At 35.2% G+C, this 22,487-nt stretch carries 18 protein-coding genes; 9 read left to right on the forward strand and 9 right to left on the reverse strand.

What is annotated here, in order from left to right:
- Positions 1–157: 157 nt before the first annotated feature.
- The 4 genes from ACEN25_RS01645 to sbnA form a co-directional block, all read right to left on the reverse strand.
- Positions 158–577: a hypothetical protein gene (locus ACEN25_RS01645; RefSeq protein WP_441801350.1), complete on the reverse strand. Its 420-nt coding sequence runs from the start codon at positions 575–577 to the stop codon at positions 158–160.
- 67 nt (positions 578–644) lie between these two features.
- A complete protein-coding gene (locus tag ACEN25_RS01650; RefSeq protein WP_441801351.1) occupies positions 645–2,063 on the reverse strand; it encodes a Y4yA family PLP-dependent enzyme in 1,419 nt (472 codons plus the stop codon).
- Position 2,064: 1 nt separating this feature from the next.
- A complete protein-coding gene (locus tag ACEN25_RS01655; protein ID WP_441801352.1) occupies positions 2,065–3,825 on the reverse strand; it encodes an FAD/NAD(P)-binding protein in 1,761 nt (586 codons plus the stop codon).
- Positions 3,825–4,802 (reverse strand): 2,3-diaminopropionate biosynthesis protein SbnA, encoded by a 978-nt coding sequence (gene sbnA / locus ACEN25_RS01660; RefSeq protein ID WP_441801353.1) that lies wholly within the window; start codon positions 4,800–4,802, stop codon positions 3,825–3,827. The genes ACEN25_RS01655 and sbnA overlap by 1 nt, the downstream gene beginning before the upstream one ends.
- 203 nt (positions 4,803–5,005) lie before the next feature.
- Here sbnA and ACEN25_RS01665 point away from each other — a divergent pair, with 203 nt between their 5' ends.
- A complete protein-coding gene (locus ACEN25_RS01665) occupies positions 5,006–5,548 on the forward strand; it encodes a DUF421 domain-containing protein (protein WP_441801354.1) in 543 nt (180 codons plus the stop codon).
- A 55-nt stretch (positions 5,549–5,603) separates the two neighbouring features.
- Here the strand turns inward: ACEN25_RS01665 and pepT are convergent, their stop codons facing one another.
- Positions 5,604–6,839 (reverse strand): peptidase T, encoded by a 1,236-nt coding sequence (gene pepT / locus ACEN25_RS01670; RefSeq protein ID WP_441801355.1) that lies wholly within the window; start codon positions 6,837–6,839, stop codon positions 5,604–5,606.
- Positions 6,840–7,166: 327 nt separating this feature from the next.
- On the opposite strand from pepT, the gene ACEN25_RS01675 reads away from it, so the two are divergent.
- Genes ACEN25_RS01675 through ACEN25_RS01685 form a run of 3 tightly spaced genes read left to right on the forward strand, consistent with a single transcriptional unit; the run spans position 7,167 to position 11,114 of the window.
- Positions 7,167–8,186 carry a quinone-dependent dihydroorotate dehydrogenase gene (locus ACEN25_RS01675; RefSeq protein ID WP_441801356.1) on the forward strand — a complete coding sequence of 340 codons (1,020 nt, stop codon included), beginning with the start codon at positions 7,167–7,169 and terminating at the stop codon, positions 8,184–8,186.
- 57 nt (positions 8,187–8,243) lie between these two features.
- Positions 8,244–10,190, forward strand: a complete 1,947-nt coding sequence (locus ACEN25_RS01680) for a tetratricopeptide repeat-containing sensor histidine kinase (RefSeq protein WP_441801357.1) — start codon at positions 8,244–8,246, stop codon at positions 10,188–10,190.
- Positions 10,191–10,247: 57 nt separating this feature from the next.
- Positions 10,248–11,114, forward strand: coding sequence for a hydroxymethylglutaryl-CoA lyase (locus ACEN25_RS01685; RefSeq protein ID WP_441801358.1), 867 nt, complete (start codon positions 10,248–10,250; stop codon positions 11,112–11,114).
- 51 nt (positions 11,115–11,165) lie between these two features.
- Here the strand turns inward: ACEN25_RS01685 and ACEN25_RS01690 are convergent, their stop codons facing one another.
- The gene (locus tag ACEN25_RS01690) at positions 11,166–13,385 is read right to left on the reverse strand and encodes a TonB-dependent receptor family protein (protein ID WP_441801359.1); all 2,220 of its coding nucleotides are present in this window, start codon (positions 13,383–13,385) and stop codon (positions 11,166–11,168) included.
- A 184-nt stretch (positions 13,386–13,569) separates the two neighbouring features.
- Between ACEN25_RS01690 and guaB the strand changes: the two genes are divergently transcribed.
- Positions 13,570–15,042, forward strand: coding sequence for an IMP dehydrogenase (guaB, locus tag ACEN25_RS01695; RefSeq protein WP_441801360.1), 1,473 nt, complete (start codon positions 13,570–13,572; stop codon positions 15,040–15,042).
- A 78-nt stretch (positions 15,043–15,120) separates the two neighbouring features.
- Here the strand turns inward: guaB and ACEN25_RS01700 are convergent, their stop codons facing one another.
- The 3 genes from ACEN25_RS01700 to ACEN25_RS01710 form a co-directional block, all read right to left on the reverse strand.
- Positions 15,121–15,630 carry an OmpH family outer membrane protein gene (locus ACEN25_RS01700; RefSeq protein ID WP_028375538.1) on the reverse strand — a complete coding sequence of 170 codons (510 nt, stop codon included), beginning with the start codon at positions 15,628–15,630 and terminating at the stop codon, positions 15,121–15,123.
- 110 nt (positions 15,631–15,740) lie between these two features.
- Positions 15,741–15,977 carry a hypothetical protein gene (locus tag ACEN25_RS01705; RefSeq protein ID WP_441801361.1) on the reverse strand — a complete coding sequence of 79 codons (237 nt, stop codon included), beginning with the start codon at positions 15,975–15,977 and terminating at the stop codon, positions 15,741–15,743.
- A 38-nt stretch (positions 15,978–16,015) separates the two neighbouring features.
- Positions 16,016–16,459, reverse strand: coding sequence for an SRPBCC family protein (locus ACEN25_RS01710; RefSeq protein WP_441801362.1), 444 nt, complete (start codon positions 16,457–16,459; stop codon positions 16,016–16,018).
- Positions 16,460–16,660: 201 nt separating this feature from the next.
- Between ACEN25_RS01710 and ACEN25_RS01715 the strand changes: the two genes are divergently transcribed.
- The 4 genes from ACEN25_RS01715 to ACEN25_RS01730 all read left to right on the forward strand — a co-directional run bounded on the left by ACEN25_RS01715 (position 16,661) and on the right by ACEN25_RS01730 (position 22,410).
- The gene (locus tag ACEN25_RS01715) at positions 16,661–17,527 is read left to right on the forward strand and encodes a peptidyl-prolyl cis-trans isomerase (RefSeq protein ID WP_441801363.1); all 867 of its coding nucleotides are present in this window, start codon (positions 16,661–16,663) and stop codon (positions 17,525–17,527) included.
- On the forward strand, positions 17,511–18,941 hold the full coding sequence (locus tag ACEN25_RS01720; RefSeq protein WP_441801364.1) for a foldase protein PrsA: 1,431 nt from the start codon (positions 17,511–17,513) through the stop codon (positions 18,939–18,941). Before ACEN25_RS01715 ends, ACEN25_RS01720 begins: the two co-directional genes overlap by 17 nt.
- A 4-nt stretch (positions 18,942–18,945) precedes the next feature.
- Positions 18,946–19,899, forward strand: coding sequence for an AAA family ATPase (locus ACEN25_RS01725; RefSeq protein WP_028375533.1), 954 nt, complete (start codon positions 18,946–18,948; stop codon positions 19,897–19,899).
- Between the two features lie 246 nt (positions 19,900–20,145).
- Positions 20,146–22,410: an aconitate hydratase gene (locus ACEN25_RS01730; RefSeq protein WP_441801365.1), complete on the forward strand. Its 2,265-nt coding sequence runs from the start codon at positions 20,146–20,148 to the stop codon at positions 22,408–22,410.
- Positions 22,411–22,487 lie beyond the last annotated feature (77 nt).

Consider the following 22,487-nt stretch of genomic DNA (forward strand, 5'->3'; position numbering starts at 1 on the left):
ATGTTTTAGTTTTAAATGTTAGTTGAGTAGAAATTATCTTTTTTATTCAAAATTTATAAATAACCATAGATTTTTCACATTAAAATAAATGATTATAATTGACTTCAGCTTAATTGAGAAAAATAAGCTGACTTCAGTTGTATTATTTTAAATAATATTAAAATAGTGTATTTATACAATAGAGTGCTGTATAACAAAATACCAGGTGTGCACCTAAAAGATTTAAATAGTACCAACTTAATTTAAGTTCTTTCGGCTTAAAACATATTTTAAATAAAATATGCCACATTAAAATACCTAAAAGACCTTCTAACACACCTATCATAAAACCATTAATGAGGAAACCTTCTGAGAGTAATTTTAATGTAAAGAGTTGAAGATACAAGAAGCCTATACCGGTGACGTAGTGTAATACCCATCCTAATGGTCTAAATGCCATTTTAGATTTAAATAAAACAACATTCAGCCAATAGGGTTCAATAAGATTTTTTTTGACCAATAGCGTTACCAAATAACTAAATGCGGTCATCGTAATTGTACTGATTAAGGCAATTTTCAAAACACTAATAACATGCATAATGATTGGTTTTAATAAATCAACTTTAATGGTAAAAGTTATACGGCAGGCACTAATGTACTAGCGTTTATGCTTCTTTAAAATCTTCAACCGTATAATGCTCCTTATTTTCAGAAATAGATAGGTTTTTTGCCCGTTCAAAGAGATGCGCTTCCGTTTCAAAAAAGTGCATCATATATCCCGCAGTATTTACAAAAGTTATGGTGTCACCAATCTCTGGTAACTGTGGTAATTCTATTTTACGTTTTAAAAGAACATCACGCTCCAGACAATAAGCTCCTGTAAAATAAACTGCAACAGGTTTTGCATTAGAATCGGGGTTTTTAAAAGTAGCAAAAGGATCTAAAAGAAAATCTGCACTCGAACTTTTTAATTGAGACATATTCATCTCTAAACCTATCAAGTGATTTCCACGTGCGTCTATCTTACGATGTGCTACGCGAGCCGAGGTAATACCTACTTGATTGAGTAAGCTTCTGCCAGGTTCTAGTCGCAATTCTATGTCTAGTGTTTCCAGGCGTTGATAAACAGTTTTGCTCTCGGCATTGGCAACATCAAGAATTTCTTTTAAAAAGCTCGCTTTTGAGTTTTCATTATAATAGGGATATGTTGCCAGTTGTCCTTCTATAACTCCATTTCTATTTGTAAAACCAAGTCCGTCATTATTGTAGGTTATTGCATCCCTTTTTTCTAAAACAGCCTCCTTAAGTTCTTCTTTAAAGGCATTCCATTCATTTTGATGTTTTAGGTAATTCATTAAAATACCGCCACCTATATCAATAAATGAAAGTGGAAATTGATTTTTTAATAATGCTACTAAATCGAGGGTCTGGTGCAGTGCTTCTCCACGTTGTGCCGTGCTGTACCCATCTAAATGAAAGTGAAAACCGGCAACTTTAAAAAGGTGTTTATTATCTTCATTAAAATATGTTACCATTAAATCGTTAACCTGATCTATGTCAAAACCAAACCTACTCATTAATTTCTGGCCTTCATATTCAAATCCCGAAATACGAATTCCTATTAGCGCCTGTATATTTAATTTTTCAGCAATTTGTGCGACTTGATCGAGCTCGTCATTATTGTCAATAATTAAAAGAACCTGATTTTTAATAGCTACCTCTAAAAGTTTTTTATTTTTTATAGCTGCAGTAGAAATTAACTTGGCAGGATCTACGTTAAGGTCTAAACACTGTTGCAATTCTGGCAAACTAGCAGTATCTACACCAATTCCGTTCTCGACAGCAGCTTGTATTAGATTCTGAAATTTATTTGCCTTACGCGCAAAAAAGATTCTGCTTTTAAATTTATAGGTGCTTAAAATATCCTGATACTCCTTAATATTAGCGCCAAAAGAAGGTAAATCGTGAATATTAATAGGCGAATTATACGTTTTAAATAACGATTCCTGAAGGTTAAAATCATTAATAATTTTAAACATCCATTCTGAAGTTACAGGCTCTAATTTTGGTAAGCTATTTTTCATTTTATATAGTTATGCAGTTGTTTGATTTTGTAAGTTGTGCAACTGTATTTTTTGCCCATTGCGTGGCTGTATCGTTATGTTTTCGTGAAAGCGTGTCGTTATCAAATAGCGTTTCTTCTGTGGGCGTACCGTAAAGTACAATAGATTTTATTGCTGCTCCTGAAGAATCTATGGGATACCCTTCTGGAGTGCATTTGAGTTCGTTATAATTATCAGATTTTTTCTCAAAAGAGAATAAATTTGTTGAAGTGTTTGAATTAAATATTACTGAAGAATTACTGGAAAATCCTCGTGGAAGTCTGGCATCTACCAAATGTTGAATATCTATTTTTTTATTCGGAATAGAGAGTGTTGCATTTTTAGTCATTCGGTCAACAGATGGACTTTGCGAAAACGAAAAATCTAAAATGCCAGCATCTGCGAGTGCAATCATTTTAGCAATATTTGAAACAGGTGGGCCGTAAGAAACCCGATTAAACAAGCCAAAATAAGCTTGCTGAAACGCAGTCTTAGAAGCTTTTGTAAGCCTGTTTCTGCTGTATAAATAATTAAAATCTTCAGACAAAAAACGCCACGCAGCAGCTGCTGCTACAAACGGACTATTTTCCTTTTGGTTTTCGCGTATCCAAAATTCCCAATAATTTTTTGCCGCTAGATGTTGCCCTTTATCTGAATTTAATTGAGGATTTAGTAAGGCTTCAGCAGTAAACTTGCCTAGTTCAGGATGCAGAATGTGAAAATTTTCTATGACCTGTTCTAATTGAGTATACTTTATAGCTGCATCAAACTTAAAATTATTTAATTCAAAAAGACTGTGATAAAAAGCAGCTACAATATCCTGTTTAATTATTGGTAAAACTTCAGATTCAAAATCAAACTGGTGCTTATTTGATTTGCTCTTTTCAACAAATTCTTTTAGATAGAAACTGGTTTGTTTTAGCCTGGTTGTTTGTTCTCCACGCGGTATTATAGGTACGCCAGATCGAGAAAAAGGAAAAATAGTTTGGGGTTCAAGGCCGCTTTTAAAATAGGTTAGTTGGTTTGCGTTAGTTTGTTTAAAATACCCTGAACGTCCTTCGGTAAGACCTAAAATGGTATCAATCGCAGTAAGCCCTATTCCTTTTATAGCCACAGTAGATTGCGACCGAATATGCTTTAATTTTTCGGTAAAAGGATACACAAACGGTATTGTAGATTCATCTGCTTTTGCGCTTTGTAATTTACTCGAAATCGCGGGAGAATGCCCAGTCGTAATGAGGAGAGCATCAAATAGAATATTATTTATCGGAGAACCATTAGTACGCAGCAAAAACCTAGAATCTTTTTCCTCAATATTCTCAACTTTCGTAATGTGTTTTTTTATGGTAATTCGAGAATCAGATAATCTACAAAGTTCATCAAAGAAATAGTTTAGATATAAACCCACTTCTTTTCGCGGTGCAATTTGTGTATTTTCAAACGCTTCAGAATTGTCAGTTTGTTTAGAGCGCCATTCGGTAAAAGTACAAATAGGCAAAATAGGGGCGGGGTTTGTAAAAGGTTTCAGTGAAATATATTGATTGGGATAATTCATCAATAAATAATCTGGTTGCCTTACATCATAAACCCAACCCGTGGCGAATGCCTCAGATTCATTAAATAAATGAATGGTTATTTCAGGAATTTCTGGCTGTTCGTGTAAAGTCGCAATAAGTCGCTCAAACCCGTAAAAACCTTTTGGACCAAAACCTACAATACCTATATTAAAATTAGAGTGAGCCATTAGCTGAGTTTTTTAGCAACCCACTCTTCATTATAAATTGTATCTACATAGCGTTCCCCACGATCACATAATATCAATACGCATTTGCTGTTTTTTGGAAGGCTAGGCACTAATTTTAAAAACGCAGATGTTACCGCACCAGAAGAACCGCCTGCCATAATACTTTCGGTCTCCAATAATTTTTTACAACCCATTACGCATTCCATATCTGAAATGTGAAACACATCATCAACAAGATTTTTATCTAAAAATTGAGAAGGTAGTCCTGCGCCGTGCCCCGGTATAAAACGCTCTTTTGGCTTTGTGCCAAAAATCACGCTGCCCTGAGCATCAACCGCGATGAGTTTTGTTGAAAGGTTTTTCTCTTTAATATAAGCAGCACAACCCATTAAGGTACCGCAGGTGCTTGTTGCAGAAAACACATAATCTGCATCAGGTAAATTGTGTGCAATCTCAGACATTGTTTGAAAATGAGCCTTTGGGTTTGCTTTATTTCCGTATTGATTGGTCCATACAGAATCTTTAATTTCTTTTAAAAGCTCTTGTACGCGATTTAAACGAGCTCCTAAATATCCACCATCGGCAGAGGGTTTTTCAACGATATCAACTTTTACACCATAGGCTTTTAAAATTTTTAGGGTATGACCGTTTGCTTTAGGATCTACCACAATAACCAACGGAATATTATAATATCCACAAACCTGAGCCAGCCCTATGGCCATATTACCGCTGCTACTTTCAATAAGCGTTGTGCCAGGGGTTATATCACCTTTTTTAATCCCTTCTTCTATAATACTTAAAGAAGTACGATCTTTTATACTACCGCCGGGATTTGCCATTTCTAACTTTCCGTAAACATCAACTCCTGTGAGCGTAGATAGCTGTTTTAAATGAACTAATGGCGTATTACCTACAGTTTCTAATATAGAATCAAATTGATGACTTATAGGTTTAGGAGAAGTGAGCGTCGCATTCATAATGGTTGAGAATAGTGGTTTATAAATACTAATTGATTAAGTTTTGAATCAAATCTATATGATTATCAATTTTGGTTTATTTACTATAACAATATTTAACAGCCACTAGTTAAATATTTTAAAAATTTGTGGAGAAATACGCCTTACTCGTTTTCATTATTTTAATTTGACAAAAAACTAACCGATAATAAAACATTCAACCTATGGAAACCTGGACATTTGCTTCAGCATCAATACTTATTAAAGTCATTATCTCACTGCTGGTAATTTTTTCAATCATAATTTTAATAACAAGAATTAGTGGACTTAGAACATTTGCCAAAATGTCTAGCTTTGATTTTGCGTCAACAATCGCAATAGGTTCTATACTGGCAACTGTGGTTATGAATACGAACCAGTCACTCTTAAAAGGTGCAATTGCCTTAGGTGGAATAATTCTCTTTCAGACTTTTTTCTCTTTTGTAATTCGAAAGTCAAAAATGATGAATAAGCTATTAACTAATGCCCCTATGATGCTTATGTATGAAGGGGAAATACTGTATGAGAATTTAAATAAAACCAATGTAGGAGAAGATGATCTTATTGCAAAATTACGCGAATCAAATGCCTTACAGTTGTCTGAAGTGCGTGCCGTAATTTTAGAATCTACCGGCGATATGTCTGTATTGCACAGTTCAGAGAAGTCGACATTAGATAAGAAGATTTTGCAGGGAGTCGTAGGTATTCCTGAATACGCTAAAATCTAATCATTTTTTAAAGTACTTTTCAAAAAAAACCTGACTCGTTTGAGTCAGGTTTTTTTTATTTTTTAGCTGCAAGTTCGGCGATTTTAATAATCACCTCGGTAGCTTTAATCATACTCTCTACCGGTACATACTCAAACCTGCCATGGAAGTTATGTCCCCCGGCAAATATATTAGGACAGGGAAGACCCATAAATGAAAGTTGAGAACCATCTGTACCACCACGTATAGGCTTAATAATAGGTTTTACATTAACAGCACGCATTGCTTTTTCTGCAAGTTCTACAATGTGCATTACCGGTTCAATCTTTTCACGCATATTAAAGTATTGGTCTTTAATTTCTAATGTGATCAATTCAAGTTCATATTGACTATTAATCTCATTAGCTAGATTACTCAGTACCTCTTTACGGGCTTCAAAATGCCCACGATCATGATCTCTAATAATATATTCAAGAACAGTTTGCTCAACATCCCCTTGGATTCCGTTTAGATGAAAAAATCCTTCACGGTCTGAAGTATGTTCTGGAGTTTCTAAACGGGGAAGCGAATTAATAAAATCCTGAGCAATATAAATGCTGTTAATCATTTTACCTTTTGCATAACCGGGATGTACACTTTTTCCGTTTATAAAAACTTTTACACCTGCTGCGTTAAAATTTTCAAACTCCAATTCACCTATCTGGCTACCATCCATCGTATAGGCCCAGTCAGCACCAAATTTTGCAACGTCAAACTTGTGCGCACCGCGACCTATCTCTTCATCTGGCGTAAAACCTACACGTATTGTTCCGTGTTCAATTTCAGGATGATTTTTAAGGTATTGCACAGCTTCCATTATTTCAGTAATACCCGCTTTGTCATCTGCACCAAGCAAGGTGGTACCATCTGTAGTAATTAATGTTTGACCTTCATATTGTAATAGGTCATCAAAATCATCTGGTGACAAAATGATGTCTAATTCCGCATTAAGCACGATATCTTTTCCATCATATTTTTCAATAATCTGTGGTTTTACATTTGTACCTGAGAAGTCTGGAGTGGTATCATAATGTGCAATAAAACCAATGGTAGGAATTTCTGCGGTGGTTGTTGCAGGTAACGTAGCCATAATATAACCATAGTCATCTATTGATACGTCAGTAAGGCCCATCTCTATAAGTTCCTGGTGCAGTTTATTTGCCAGGTCCCATTGTTTTGAAGTACTTGGTGTGGTTGTGCTGTTTTCATCGCTTTGTGTGTCTATAGTGACGTAGCTCGTAAAACGTTTAATAAGGTTGTCTTTGTGTAACATTTTTTGACAATAAATTTTAAAATTGAATTGGTTGCAGGGGCTATTTTTACTAATAATAAAAAGTAATATTATAAATAATACATTTATTTAGCTAGGGGCCTACTAAACTCTTTGTAAAATTAGTACTATAGTTAAACAATACACCGTCACTTATATATTTTGTTTAGGAAGTTAGCTAACAAAATTAGAGATTAAACATACACAAGACTTAATGCATTTAAGACTTCTAATTTTAGAAGAAACCTCTTGAGAGAGGTTTTTTATGTTCATTTTTCTTTTTGATTTCCCATTAGCGAGTGTATTTTTGGGCGCACTTACTATCACGCTATGTACAAATCTATTATCCGCCCATTACTTTTTAAATTTGATCCTGAATCGGTACACCATTTCAGTTTTAAAAGTATTCGCTTATTGAGTGGATTAGGAATAACAAAACTTCTAAGACCAATTTTTAAAATCGAAGATAAGCGGTTAGAGCGTGAAGTTTTTGGTCTTAAATTTAAAAATCCGGTGGGACTTGCCGCGGGTTTTGATAAAGATGCGAAGCTGTATAAAGAGCTGTCAGATTTTGGTTTTGGTTTTATTGAAATAGGAACGCTAACTCCAAAACCCCAAGCCGGAAATCCAAAAAAGCGCTTATTCCGTCTAAAAGAAGATGAGGCGATTATTAACCGAATGGGGTTTAATAATGGTGGTGTTGAGCAAGCTGTTAAAAGATTGAAGAAAAATAAAAGTGTTTTAATAGGAGGGAATATTGGTAAAAATAAAGTAACTCCTAATGAAGATGCTTATAGTGATTATCAGATTTGTTTTGAAGCTCTTTTTGACTACGTAGATTATTTTGTGGTAAATGTAAGTTCGCCAAATACGCCTAATTTAAGAGCACTGCAGGATAAAGAACCTCTTACTCAATTACTTTCTGGCCTGCAAGATTTGAATTCTAAGAAAAATAAACCTAAACCTATATTACTTAAAATAGCTCCAGATCTTACTAATGATCAATTACTAGATATAATTGATATCGTAAATATTACGCGTATAGCAGGTGTAATCGCAACAAATACAACTATTAGCAGAGCAGGTTTAACTTCAGCAAATAAAGCAGAACAAGGCGGTCTTAGCGGTAAACCTTTGCGTGATCGTTCTACTGAAGTTATTCGGTTTTTAGCTCAGGAAAGTAAAAATGCTTTTCCAATAATAGGAGTTGGAGGTATTCACAGTGCAGCAGATGCCATTGAAAAATTAGAAGCAGGCGCGTCTTTAATTCAGCTTTATACCGGTTTTATATATGAAGGACCGCAGGTCATAAAAAGCATAAATAAAGAAATTTTAAGAAGAGGATTGTAGTTTGATTAAAAAATCTACTTAAATTACATTAGATTACCTCAAATCTAATTTTTTACAATGTCAAACGTAAGCTACTTTACAATAAAGATGCAGTACATTTCTGTGCTATGTAGTTGTATTTCGTTTTTTGCAGTATCTCAGGCTTTTGCTCAAAGTAAAAAAATAGACTCCCTTTCTCAACTTTTAAAAGAAGCAAAGTCAGATACCATTCGCAGCGATATAAATGAGCAAATAGCCTATCAATATTTATATTACAAGCCAGATTCTACCCTGATTTATGTGAATAAGGCTCTTCAACTTGCAGAAAAAAACAAGTGGTTATCAGGAATTGCAAAAGCACATAACAGAAGAGGTACATATTATGTTGTTACTTCACAATATACAGAGGCCATATTAGAATTTCAGAAAGCACTGCAGTTTTATCAAAAAACCGGTGATATCTCTGGTTTAAGCTTAACATATGGAAATCTTGCATCTCTAGATTTTTACTTAAAAGATTTTGATGCAGCACTTGAAAATTTTCATTTGTCTATAAAACTTTTAGACACCATAAATCAATTTGATCAGTACACTAAAGAGACACTTAATTTAAGTGCTGCACACAGAGAAAAAAAGAATCTGGATAGCGCAGTGTACTATGCAAAGCGAGGTATTGAATTTTCAAAAAAACTTTCTGACAAGCGTTTTCTATCGGTAGCTCATTTTAATATGGGAACTGCTCAATATCTTATTAATAATCCTGAAGAGGCTCTTATAAATTTAAATGCTTCACTAAATCAAGAAAATATTCCGCTGCAATTTAAACTTTTGGCAAAATGTTACAGGGCTAAAGTATATCTAGATTTAAATCAACCTGCAAGATCTGAAAATGAAATAGCCGGTCTTGAAGAACAAATTATATCACTTAATGATCACTATTTAACGCTTATTTATTTTGAAACAAAACAGGCTATCTACGAGATTTTAAATCAAGATGGTAAAGCTTTAGAGTATTCAAAAAAATATATAGAACTTAATAAAGAGGTACATAATAGAGAACAGTCTAATATTTTTCAGAATATAAAAGCAAAATATGCACAGGAAGAACGTGTGTTTGAAAATGAATTGTTGCGTAATGAATCTGAGATTCAGGCATTGCAAATAGAACGACAAAAGTATACCATCTATGCAGTAATTATAATAGCTGGTCTTTTATTAATACTCATATTTATATTATACCGCCTTTATAAATTTAAATCTGAAAATAATCAGATTCTAAAGGAAAAACAGGAAGTATTGAATGCGAGCAATCAAGATCTTGAAGCTATAAACCGTCAAAAAGACAATCTTTTTTCTATTGTAGCACACGATGTAAAAAGTCCGGTGGCAGCGATACTTAACAGCATAACGCTGCTCAATGAAGATCATAATAATTTTTCTGAACCTGAGATTCAACAACTTTATAAAGAACTAAAAAAGCAAACATCAGACTTATATTATTTAATTGAAAATGTATTAGTCTGGGCCAAGTCTCAAATGAATGGATTTAGATTCAATTTTAAAGAATTAATTATTAATGAATTTATTGAAGAAACTCTTGAAATTGAATCGATTTTTATCACGAGAAAGAAAATAACGGTTGTTAATCATATTTCTAAAGATGCAGTTATATATACAGATCCTCAGGTTCTGAGAGTAGTATTGCGCAATTTAACTAACAACGCAGTTAAATTTACTCCTGTTGCCGGGCAGATAACATTCAGTAATTCATTTACAGAAGGTTTTTGTCATATTCACATCACCGATACCGGGCAGGGAATGACTGTAGAAATGATTAAAAAAGTGCTAATTGACCAAGAGCGACACACCTTAAAAGGAACGGCAAATGAGCCTGGTAATGGTATAGGCTTAATTTTATGTCAGGAAATTGCAGGAAAAATAGGGGGGCGTATAGAGGCTCAAAGTGTTCTGGGTGAGGGCTCCACATTTACTTTGGTTATTCCTTCAGACATTACAACTAGATAGAAGGTTATACACGATTTGTATATATCGTATATTTATCCTGTTATTTAAAAAATCTCAATGAGCCGAGCGCTTAAAATAATTGAATGTCCCAGAGATGCTATGCAGGGGATAAAAGATTTTATACCTACCGCCTCTAAGGTGCAGTATTTGCAATCCTTATTACGATGTGGGTTTGATACACTAGATTTTGGGAGTTTTGTATCTCCTAAAGCAATACCGCAAATGGTAGACACGGCAGAAGTTCTAAGTAAATTAGATTTGAGCAGAACTTCTACAAAATTACTTGCAATTGTTGCTAATCTTCGTGGTGCAGAAAGCGCCGTTCAACATAGCGAAATAGATTACCTGGGTTACCCTTTCAGTATTTCTGAAAACTTTCAAATGCGTAATACGCATAAGACTATAGCAGAATCTGTTAATCTGTTACAGGAGATTTTAAACCTCGCAGATACGCATAATAAAAAAGTGGTAACCTATATTTCTATGGGTTTCGGAAATCCGTATGGAGACCCCTGGAATGTAGATATAGTAGGAGAGTGGACAGAAAAACTCTCTAATATGGGTGTTTCTATTTTGTCGCTATCTGATACTGTAGGGACTTCTGATGCCGAAACGATAGATTATTTATTTAGTAATCTTATACCTAAATATCCTGAGATTGAGTTTGGGGCTCATTTACATACCACGCCTACAAAATGGTTTGAAAAGGTAGATGTTGCTTATAAAGCCGGCTGTCGCAGGTTTGATGGGGCAATACAGGGTTTTGGCGGATGCCCTATGGCTAAAGATGACTTAACGGGCAATATGCCTACAGAAAAAATGCTCTCTTATTTTACCAGCGTAAAAGAAGATTCTGGGGTACGCCCTATGAGTTTTGAATCTGCCTATAACGAAGCTTCTAAAATATTTCTCAATTATCATTAAACGAAAAATGGCATTGTTTACAATGCCATTTTCGCTATAAAATAAATGCTTTTAAAACTTATAAGCTATTCCGGTATTTATACTAAAGGGCATTCCCGGTCGCAATCCTGATGGAACTCTTGATACAGCATACGTAGTGCCAAACAAATTATTAATGTTTCCGGAGAGAGTAACATTTTTGCTAACATAATAACGTGTAGCAAAATCAACTATAAAATTACTGGGCACTTTAAATTGTTCTGGAATTGAACCACTTCCGGCTTGTGTTCTAAATGCGTCTGTATATCTTCCGCTTAAACTTATATTGAAGCTTTTATGATCTAGAGTCGCAGTGATATTAAATTGATTTCTAGCAATATATGGTATTTCGTCTCCTTCAGTAACATCACCATAAATAGCATCACTACTTTCAAAACTGGAGTTAAATTCACTATTCGTCAACGTGTAGGCAAAAGTTATAGGCAGTTGTAGTGAACTACCTGTATTTTGTAAAATATTATAATTTAATAAGAGTTCTAAACCATTAACGGTAACGGCTCCTGCATTAAATTGATCTAAAGTTCCGGTACCACCAGATGCTGCAAGATCGCTACCTAACAAATTACTATAGTCATTGTAGAAACCTACTATTTCACCATTAAAGCCGCCCAGAAAAAAGCGAGAACCTAACTCAAAATTTATACTCTCTTCAGGTTTCTGACCTTCTGAACTGCCGGGAGGTGCAAAACCTTTATGAACCCCTCCAAAGAAACTAAGGTTTTGAGCTAGTTTATAGTTTGCTCCAATTCCTGGTATCCAAACATCAACTTTATTCTCACGTGTAGAAAGGTCTATGCCTGTTCTAGCGGTATCATTTGTACCGTAATCTTTTCGCTTTAAGGTAATATTTTCATAGCGCAATCCTGGGGTAAGCGTTAAATCACCTAAGGTTATTTTATATAATACATGCGCGGCAAGTGCATCTGCACTTGCAATACGATTAGCATCTGTTCCTTTTTCTGCAACAGTGGTACGTATCATTTCACCATTTTGAATTGCATACCGGTCTTCCCATTGAAAACGATCTTCTTCATCCTGATGAAAACGCAACCCGAGTTCTAAGGTTTGCAAATTTTTACTTCCCCATAAAAAAGTACCTATGGTTTGAATACCCTGTGCATAATATTTACGATTATTAGCCTTGACTCCAAAAGCATCATTAGGAGTATCTGTAGTTCCTAAAAGCGAGCGATATTCAGCTTCATAAGTTAAGGGATCTGCAAGTACATTGCTTATAGAAACAGTATTTTCTAGGTTTACATCATCTAATTTATACCAGTTTCTTTTAAAATTATTGCGGTAAATAGTGGTATTTAATTTAAAACCAGATTGTAGTTTTAAAAGATGATTCAGTTGAAACTGGCTGTGGTCTGCATTCATTTGATCTTCTTGAGACGCAGCATAGCGACGATACGGATCAATATCAAAATCGGTATCTGTTAGACCTAAATAAGTCTCATTAGAAGTCTCTTCAGAATATTGAATTTTTGCTGTAATAGCTTGAAATGTTTTGTTTTCAGCAGACGTATTCCATCTAAATTTACCTACATAATCACTTTTGTCAAATCCTGTATTTCCACCACCGTCTAGTGATTTAAATCCATCAGAATTGTAATTATAGTATTCGGTATTCCAACCAAAGTTTTCATAGCTGTCACCCACATTTGCCTCAAGTGTTCTCGTATTGTAGTTCCCAATTGTAAAACGAGCATTACCAGAAAAACAATTTGGAATCTCTTTAGAAATCATATTAATAGCACCACCGGTCGTATAAGGCCCATATTGAATTTGACTGCTTCCTTTTAAAACTTCTACAGCCTGCATTCTACCTATTGTAGGAAAATAGTATGCAGATGAAGCACTATATGGCGCAGGAGCAATTAATACGCCGTCTTCCATTATAGTAATACGCGCACTTCGCTCTGGTGAAGTACCTCTAAGACTTATGTTAGGTCTTAGACCAAAACCGTCTTCTTCGTATATTGAAATTCCTGGTACAGCACGTAAAACTTTGTTTACATCTGTATATTCAAATTGTTCAAGATCTTGAGGAGATATATAATAAGCAGAACCGGTTCTATTTTTAACTTCAAATTTGCTGCCTAAAATATTATTAGACAGTAAAATTTCTTTTAACTCCTGGCGTGTGAGGGTGTCGCTTTTTTGCTCTTGTTGTGCATAAATGCCTACTGAAATAAGCATTAGTAATAAATAGGGTAATATTTTTTTCATAACAATTCTATTATTTCTATTTTTTTTGCGCAAAAATATTAGAGACATTAATAAATAACAAGCTTATTTAGACTTATTTAAAATTATAATATCAAATTAGGTTCAATTCTAATACTAAGAAGACTTTATATCCTGTAATTAAGATTTAAACAGTAACTTTGCACGCAATTAAATCTTAATTGCAATGACGGCACACGAAACTAAAATAGTAGGAGAAGGTCTAACTTATGATGACGTACTCTTAGTTCCCGCATATTCTGAAGTACTTCCTCGAGAAGTAAATATTCAATCTAAATTTTCTAGAAATATAACGCTTAATGTACCTATCGTTTCTGCAGCGATGGATACGGTTACCGAATCGCGAATGGCCATAGCTATTGCTCGTGAGGGCGGTATTGGCGTTTTGCATAAGAATATGAGTATTGAAGAACAGGCGGTAAAAGTGCGTCGTGTTAAACGTGCAGAAAGCGGGATGATTATAGATCCTGTTACTTTAAAGCGTGATGCTTTTGTAAAGGATGCCAAGCGCCTTATGGCCGAGCACAGTATTGGGGGAATTCCTATAATTGATGATGAAGGCCGTTTGGTGGGAATAGTTACTAACCGGGATTTGCGTTTTGAAAAAGATGATAAGCGACCTATAGTTGAGGTGATGACTTCTGAAAATCTGGTAACTACAGCTGAAGGTACTTCTTTAGGACAGGCTGAAGTCATTTTACAGGAAAGCAAGATTGAAAAATTACCAGTGGTTACCAATGATAACAAATTGATTGGTTTAATCACATTTAGAGATATTACAAAACTTACTCAAAAACCTATTGCAAATAAAGATACCTTCGGAAGGTTGCGTGTAGCAGCCGCTGTTGGCGTTACTGCAGACGCAGTAGAAAGGGTAGAGGCTTTAGTTAATGCCGGAGTAGATGCTGTGGTCATTGATACGGCACACGGGCATACTCAGGGTGTCGTAAAAGTACTTAAGGCGGTTAAAGATAAATTTCCTGAACTTGATGTTGTGGTGGGTAATATCGCTACAGCAGAAGCTGCCAAATATTTGGTTGAAGCCGGGGCAGATGCTGTTAAGGTGGGTATAGGTCCCGGTTCAATTTGTACCACGCGTGTTGTTGCTGGTGTAGGTTTCCCGCAGTTTAGTGCCGTGCTTGAGGTAGGAGCTGCGCTAAAAGGTACCGGTGTGCCAGTAATTGCAGACGGAGGTATACGTTATACCGGGGATATTCCTAAAGCTATTGCTGCTGGAGCAGACTGCGTAATGCTGGGTTCACTGCTTGCAGGAACTAAAGAATCTCCCGGAGAAACCATAATTTATGAAGGTCGAAAATATAAAACTTATCGCGGTATGGGTTCTGTTGAAGCAATGAAAACAGGTTCTAAAGATCGTTATTTTCAGGATGTTGAAGATGATATAAAAAAATTAGTGCCGGAAGGTATTGTAGGTCGCGTACCCTATAAAGGTGAACTTTACGAGAGTGTTCACCAGTTTATAGGTGGCTTAAGAGCCGGTATGGGATACTGTGGAGCAAAAGATATTGCAACACTTAAAGAAAATGGTCGTTTTGTTAAGATTACCGCAAGCGGAATTAATGAAAGTCATCCCCACGATGTTACGATAACTAAAGAATCTCCTAACTACAGTAGGTAATTAAGTTTTGTACGCTATCGAGCATAAAAAAAAGGGAGCAATTTGCTCCCTTTTTTTATACTTCTATTTTAGAGATAATTACTCTGTTTTTAAAGTAACACCTAATTTTTTGGCAACAGCCTCGGTAAGATCTAAAGCCGGGTCAAAATAAGCAACTCCTGCATTTAGCGTTAATACTTGCGAGTATTGTTGTTCTTTAGCAACAGCATCTAAAGCCTGTCCTACTTTCTGATACAAAGGTTGCATTAATTCGTTTTGCTTTATTTGTATAAGACCTTGAGAGTTTTGACGGAAACGTTGAATATCTTGCTCCATGCTTACAATCTCTTCTTGCTTGGTTTTTTTATCTTCTTCAGTAGCGGTAGCCTCAGCATTCTGGTATGCAGTAACTGATGTTTGATATTTAGAAACCAGGTCTTTAAACTGTTTGTCAAGATCTGCACCGTAGGTTTCTAAATCTTTCTGAACCTGTGTGATTTCATTTAAACTTGCGATTACAAGATCGCTATCTATAGTACCTACTTTTGATTGAGCAAAAGCACTTACACTAATAAGAAACGCTGCTAAGGGGATAAATATTTTTTTCATTCTTTTAATTTTGAGCCTCTTATGAGGAAATAGTTATATTAATAATTGATTTTTTAAAATTTTACGGACAAAGATAAAAAAGCGGGTGAGCTAAAAAAGTTTTTTATTAGTTAATCAACGAATTCACCGCGGTGTGGTTTTAAAGAATCTCTTACAGGTAACATTTCTGACTTATATACGATTATATATGCTATACTGTACGATTTGCTAAATACTTCAACACCTGTTGTGTGTTCCTTCAAATTACTTGAAGCACTATAATCATTAAGATGTATTACGTGATGTTCTGCAATTTTTTGAGAGTCGGGGCCTCTAAAATCCCAGATTAGTTTAATTTTTCTATCCATTTATTTTGATATTTCAATTCTCGTGCCAAAATAGTTGTCTACACACTTTTAGATTCGGCAAACTTTTTAAAGTCACGCATATATTTTAGCGATTGTTTTTTGAATGTTCCCGGTACTAGTAGTCCTAACATTTTCATACCAAAGCCTTCAAATCTAAACTCGCTATCAGATTTCCAAATAGTTTTACCATCTTCAGTAGAAGTAAAAGTGTTATTCTGAATATTTAAAACACCTTTTGTTTTATATGCTGCAACTAGGCTATGCGGCATATTGGTTTCAAGAATAGTTTCAATAAGGGTCATTTTTCTATTTCCGAAGTCATATTTCAATTCAGTTTGAGTTCCTTTTTCACCAAATTTTCCTGATATAACTCGCGCCTCGGTTAAACCCTTCTGCCATTTCTTCAAATTTTCAAGACTGTCCATTTTCTTGATTGTTTCATCAAGTGGTAAATCAATGATGATTTTATGAGAATACTTCATTTTCTTTCTTTTGTTGCAAATTTAAAGTTTGAAAAGTAATGATATTTTATTTGAGTTACTATTTGATTAATTAGAGTTCTCTACCATCTAATATTTAATGTTTAATTTTGCAGGCTTTTAAAGGAGTTAACATTGAATTTAAAAGGTTTATTTTTAGTTACTACATTTATAAATCTAAATCTTTATTTTTTGATTAAAATTATGTCACACTTAATAAAAAGGGTCGTCTTTGTTATCGCCTGTACATTTGTACTTGTTGCTTGTGATTTATTAGAATCTAAAGCACCCGCAGGAATTCCTGTAGCACGTGTAGGAGATAGTTATTTGTATACTGAAGATATTGCAAATTTAGTCACAGCAGAGATGACGCAAGAAGATAGTGCTCTGGTCGTATCAAGTTTTATCAACCGCTGGGCAACTCAAAAATTATTAATGAACGGTGCTCAACGTAATATTTTAGCTGAAGAGCAGGAGCGTTTAAATAATTTAGTAAATCAGTACCGGTCTGAGTTGTATGCACAGGCTTATAAAGATGCACTGGTAGAACGTAATCTAGATAGTACAATTACAGACGCCGAAGCAAAAAATTTTTATAAAGAGAATAAATCTAACTTTAAGTTAAATGAAGAGCTGTTGAAGCTGCGTTATATTAAAATGGCAGATACAGACTATAATATTGAAGAAATTAAAAAGAGATTTACTCGATTTAATAAGGAGGATAAAAAATATTTAGACTCGATTTCTGTACAATTTAAGGCACAATACTTAAACGATTCTACGTGGATTAGAAGAGATAAAGTTATCGCTATTATTCCTCCGGTTTCGGTTGAAAACAGTGATCAGTTACTAAATAAAACTGAATTTTTACAGTTGCGTGATTCATTAGGATTATATTTGATCGCTGTAAAAGACAAGCTTAATCGCAATGCAGATGCGCCTTTAGAATATGTTCTGCCTACGGTTAAACAAATACTTCTAAATAGAAGGAAATTAGAATTTATTAAACAATTAGAAAAAGATATTACTAAAGATGCAATTAAAAATAAAGAATTTGAACTCTACAATTAGCCTTTATATACTGCTTCTTATTTGCACACTTTCTGGTGGTGCGTTAAGTGCACAGGAAATTATTGAAGAAGTAGAAAATGCTGATACCGCTCAGGTAGAAACTAAATCTTTAACTACCGGTACTACCTTTAAAGTAGATGGGGTAGCTGCAGTGGTAGGGGAGTTTGTAATTTTAGACAGTGACATCAAGCAGGCAATAGAATCTTTAAAACAACAAAAAGTCGAGGCAGAAGGTCTTTCAGACTGTAAAGTGCTAGACAAGCTGATGGAAGATAAGTTATATGCGCATCACGCGGTTGTAGATAGCGTTTCAATTTCTGAAGATCAGGTAAGATCATTTACTCAGCAACAAATAGATTATTTCCTAAATCAATTTGGAGGTTCAGAAGAACGCCTTTTAAAGTTCTACCGAAAAGACAAAATGAGTGATCTTCAAAAAGAACTTTTTGACTTAAATAAGAATCAGGAATTGGCTAAAGCTATGCAGCAAAAAATTGTTGAAGATGTAGAAGTTACTCCAGAAGAAATACGTGATTATTATAAAGGTCTTGAGCGTGACGGTTTACCGCAGTTTGGTATTGAGTTAGAGGTTTCAAAAATTATGATTGAGCCTGAAGTACCGCAAGAAGAGAAGCAAAAAGTAATTGATGAGCTCAATGGCTACCGCAAAGATATTCTTGAAAACGGAAGTAGTTTTGCAACCAAGGCTGTTTTATGGTCTGAAGATGAGTCGAGCCGTGGTGATGGTGGTTTAATCAAAGATGTTGACCGTAAGTCGCAGTTTGTTAAAGAATTTAGAGATGTTGCTTTTAGCCTAGAAGAAGGTGAAGTGAGTAAACCTTTTGAAACTGAATTTGGTTATCATATTATAAAAGTTGAAAAAATACGAGGTCAGAAAATTGATTTAAGACACATTCTGCGTATTCCTAAAGTTACTTCAGCTTCAGAAGCTGCTGCAAAAGATAAAATTGAAAAGATAAAGAAACGTATTGAAGCAGGTGAACTTACCTTTGCTGAAGCTGCAAAAGAATTTTCTGATGAAAAAGAAACAGCAAGTGACGGAGGTATAATGATTAATCCGGTTACTCAGGATCGTATGTTTGAATTAAAAAACCTGCCACCAGATTTATATCCTAAAGTTCAGAATTTAAAAGAAGGTGAGATTTCGATAGCCTTTAACAATCCTACACGTACCGGTAAAACTCGTTATGAGATTTATACAGTTTCAGACCGTGTAGAAGAACACAAGGCAGATTTTGCTTTGGATTATGTGAAAATTAAAGATTTCGCTTTACAGGCAAAACGCATTAAAGCTATTGAAAAATGGCAAAATGAGAAGATTGCAGAGACTTATATTAAACTAAACGGAGACTACAGAAACTGCGATTATAGCAGCAACTGGTTAAAAAAATAGATTTATGTCTGATGTAAAGGCGATAGATACGCTTGTTGTTCGTTTTAAAGATTTAAAAAAGGAAATAAGTAGAGTTATTATAGGTCAGGATGAAGTTGTAGAGCAAATTATAATTTCTATTTTTTCCGGAGGCCACGCATTGTTAATTGGTGTTCCGGGACTGGCAAAGACCTTAATGGTAAATACGGTCGCCCAGGCACTAGGATTAGATTTTAAACGTATTCAGTTTACTCCAGATTTAATGCCTAGTGATATTGTAGGTTCTGAAATACTTGATGAAAACCGAACTTTTAAGTTTTTAAAAGGTCCTGTTTTCTCAAATATTATTCTGGCAGATGAGATTAATAGAACACCACCTAAAACACAGGCGGCGTTACTTGAGGCCATGCAAGAAAAAGCGGTGACCGTTGCAGGTAAGCAATACGCTCTGGATGCTCCTTACTTTGTATTGGCAACTCAAAACCCGATAGAGCAAGAGGGTACATACCCCTTACCCGAAGCGCAATTAGACCGTTTTATGTTTGCAATAAACTTAGCGTATCCTACTTATGAAGAAGAAGTCGCTATTGTAAAAGCGACTACAGCAGATCATAAAGTCTCCATAAATGCGCTTTTTACTGCAGAGGATATTGTGGGTTATCAGCATTTATTACGCCGTATTCCTGTAGCAGACAATGTTATTGAATACGCTGTAAAACTGGTAGCTAAAACAAGACCTGATTCTAATGCAGCCCCACAAATTGTAAAAGATTATATAGATTGGGGAGCCGGACCTCGTGCTTCTCAAAATTTAATCCTGGCTGCAAAAACTCACGCTGCAATGCAAGGAAAGTATTCACCAGATATCGAAAATGTACAGGCTGTGGCACAGGGTATTTTAGGACACAGACTTATTAAAAATTATAAGGCCGAAGCAGAAGGGGTTACCTTAAATGCAATCATTAATTCGCTGCTGTAATATAATATAGATTCACTCTAAATAGATGAAATAAGGTAGGTATTGAAGACTTCATCCTTGTAACTATCTAATTCTTAAAATCAATCAACGATATCGTTATATATTTATCAAAATTGAAATATTTCTGATATTTATTCAATGCGGCTTAATCTGTTGAAATGCTTCTTATTTTGCTGGCTTTTTCGTATTTTTCCTTCCGCTTTCAAGCGTAATTTTTATACATATTCATTTAACTAAAATTTAGATATGGCATTTGATATTGATATGATCAAATCGGTTTACAGTAATGTAAAGGAGCGCGTAGATGCAGCTCGTGAACTTACCGGTAAGCCTTTAACATTGGCAGAAAAAATATTATACTCTCACCTTTGGGACGGTAAAACTGAGAAGGCATTTGTGCGTGGTAAAGATTACGTAGATTTTGCTCCAGATCGTATCGCTTGCCAGGATGCTACTGCTCAAATGGCATTATTGCAATTTATGCAAGCCGGAAAGAAAAATGTAGCAGTACCTACAACAGTACATTGTGATCACCTTATACAGGCTAAACAAGGTGCAAAAAAAGATTTAAAACGTGCCAACGAAACAAGTAATGAAGTTTTTGACTTCTTAGAATCTGTTTCAAATAAATACGGTATTGGTTTCTGGAAACCGGGTGCAGGTATTATTCACCAGGTAGTACTAGAAAATTATGCATTCCCCGGTGGAATGATGATAGGTACAGATAGTCACACGGTAAATGCCGGTGGTCTGGGTATGGTGGCTATAGGTGTAGGTGGTGCAGATGCTGTTGATGTGATGGCTGGAATGGCCTGGGAACTTAAATTCCCTAAACTTATCGGGGTTAAATTAACCGGTGAGTTAAATGGGTGGACAGCTTCAAAAGATGTTATACTTAAAGTAGCCGGTATTCTTACTGTTAAAGGTGGTACTGGTGCTATTGTAGAATATTTTGGTCCAGGTGCTAAAAACCTTTCTGCAACAGGTAAAGGTACAATTTGTAATATGGGTGCAGAGATAGGTGCTACTACCTCTACCTTTGGTTATGATGATTCTATGGAGCGCTTTTTACGTGCTACAGATCGTGCTGATGTTGCTGATGCAGCTAATGAAATAAGAGAATACTTAACAGGGGATGATGAAGTTTATGCAAATCCTGAACAATACTTTGATGAAGTAATTGAAATTAATCTTTCAGAATTAAGACCACACCTTAATGGTCCTTTTACTCCAGATTTAGCTACTCCGGTAGGTGAGTTAGGAGAAAAAGCAAAGAAAAATGACTGGCCTCTCAAAGTAGATTGGGGACTTATAGGTTCTTGTACAAACTCTTCTTACGAAGATCTATCAAGAGCGGCTTCAATTGCACAACAGGCAATTGATAAAAAACTGAAACCAAAGAGTGATTTTGGTATAAACCCAGGTTCTGAGCAAATTCGTTTTACTGCAGAACGCGATGGTTTACTTCAGGTTTTTGAAAATTTAGGAGCAACTATATTTACAAATGCATGTGGTCCTTGTATTGGTCAATGGGATCGTAGTGATCGTAAGGGCGAAGAAAAAAATACTATTGTACACTCATTTAACCGTAACTTCTCAAAACGTGCTGACGGGAATCCTAATACCCACGCATTTGTAGGTTCGCCAGAGATGGTTGCAGCTATTGCAATTTCAGGGAGATTAGATTTTGATCCTATGAATGATACCCTGCTAAATGAAGATGGCGAACAGGTGAAATTAGATATTCCGGTAGGTTTAGAGCTTCCTCCAAAAGGATTTGCTGTAGATGAAAACGGTTATCTAGCACCCACTGAAGATGGTAGTTCTGTAACCGTGAAAGTAGCAGAAGATAGCGAGCGTTTACAATTATTAGAACCTTTTACACCTATTCAGGATTCTGAATTAAAAGAGGTTAAATTACTTATCAAAGCATTTGGTAAATGTACTACAGACCACATTTCTATGGCGGGTCCATGGTTACGTTACAGAGGTCATTTAGATAACATTTCTAATAACTGTTTAATAGGAGCAGTTAATGCGTATAATAAGAAAACAAACTTTGTGAAAAACCAACTTACTAACGAGTATGGTGGGGTACCTGATACACAAAGAGAATATAAGGCAAAAGGGATTAAAACTATTGTTGTGGGTGATCACAACTATGGTGAAGGTTCTTCTCGTGAGCACGCAGCTATGGAGCCACGCTTCTTAGGTGTTGCTGCAGTTCTAGTTAAGTCTTTTGCTCGTATTCACGAGACAAACCTTAAAAAACAAGGGATGTTAGGTTTAACTTTTGCCAATGAAAATGACTACGATTTAATACAGGAAGACGATACATTTAGCTTTGTTGATATCGAATCATTTGCACCAGACAAGCCTTTAACTATTGAAGTTACTCACGCAGATGGAAGCAAAGATACAATCATTGCAAACCACACGTACAATGATGCTCAAATAGCCTGGTATCGTGAAGGTTCTGCACTTAATCTTATTAAAAAGCAAAACGCTTAATCATTTTATTAAATATTTATTAAAACCAAACCGCTTTATGGCGGTTTGGTTTTTTTATTGAAATTTTTGTACGCTAT

Origin of the sequence: Leeuwenhoekiella sp. W20_SRS_FM14 (genome assembly GCF_052119605.1) — a bacterium.
Classification (GTDB): Bacteria; Bacteroidota; Bacteroidia; order Flavobacteriales; family Flavobacteriaceae; genus Leeuwenhoekiella.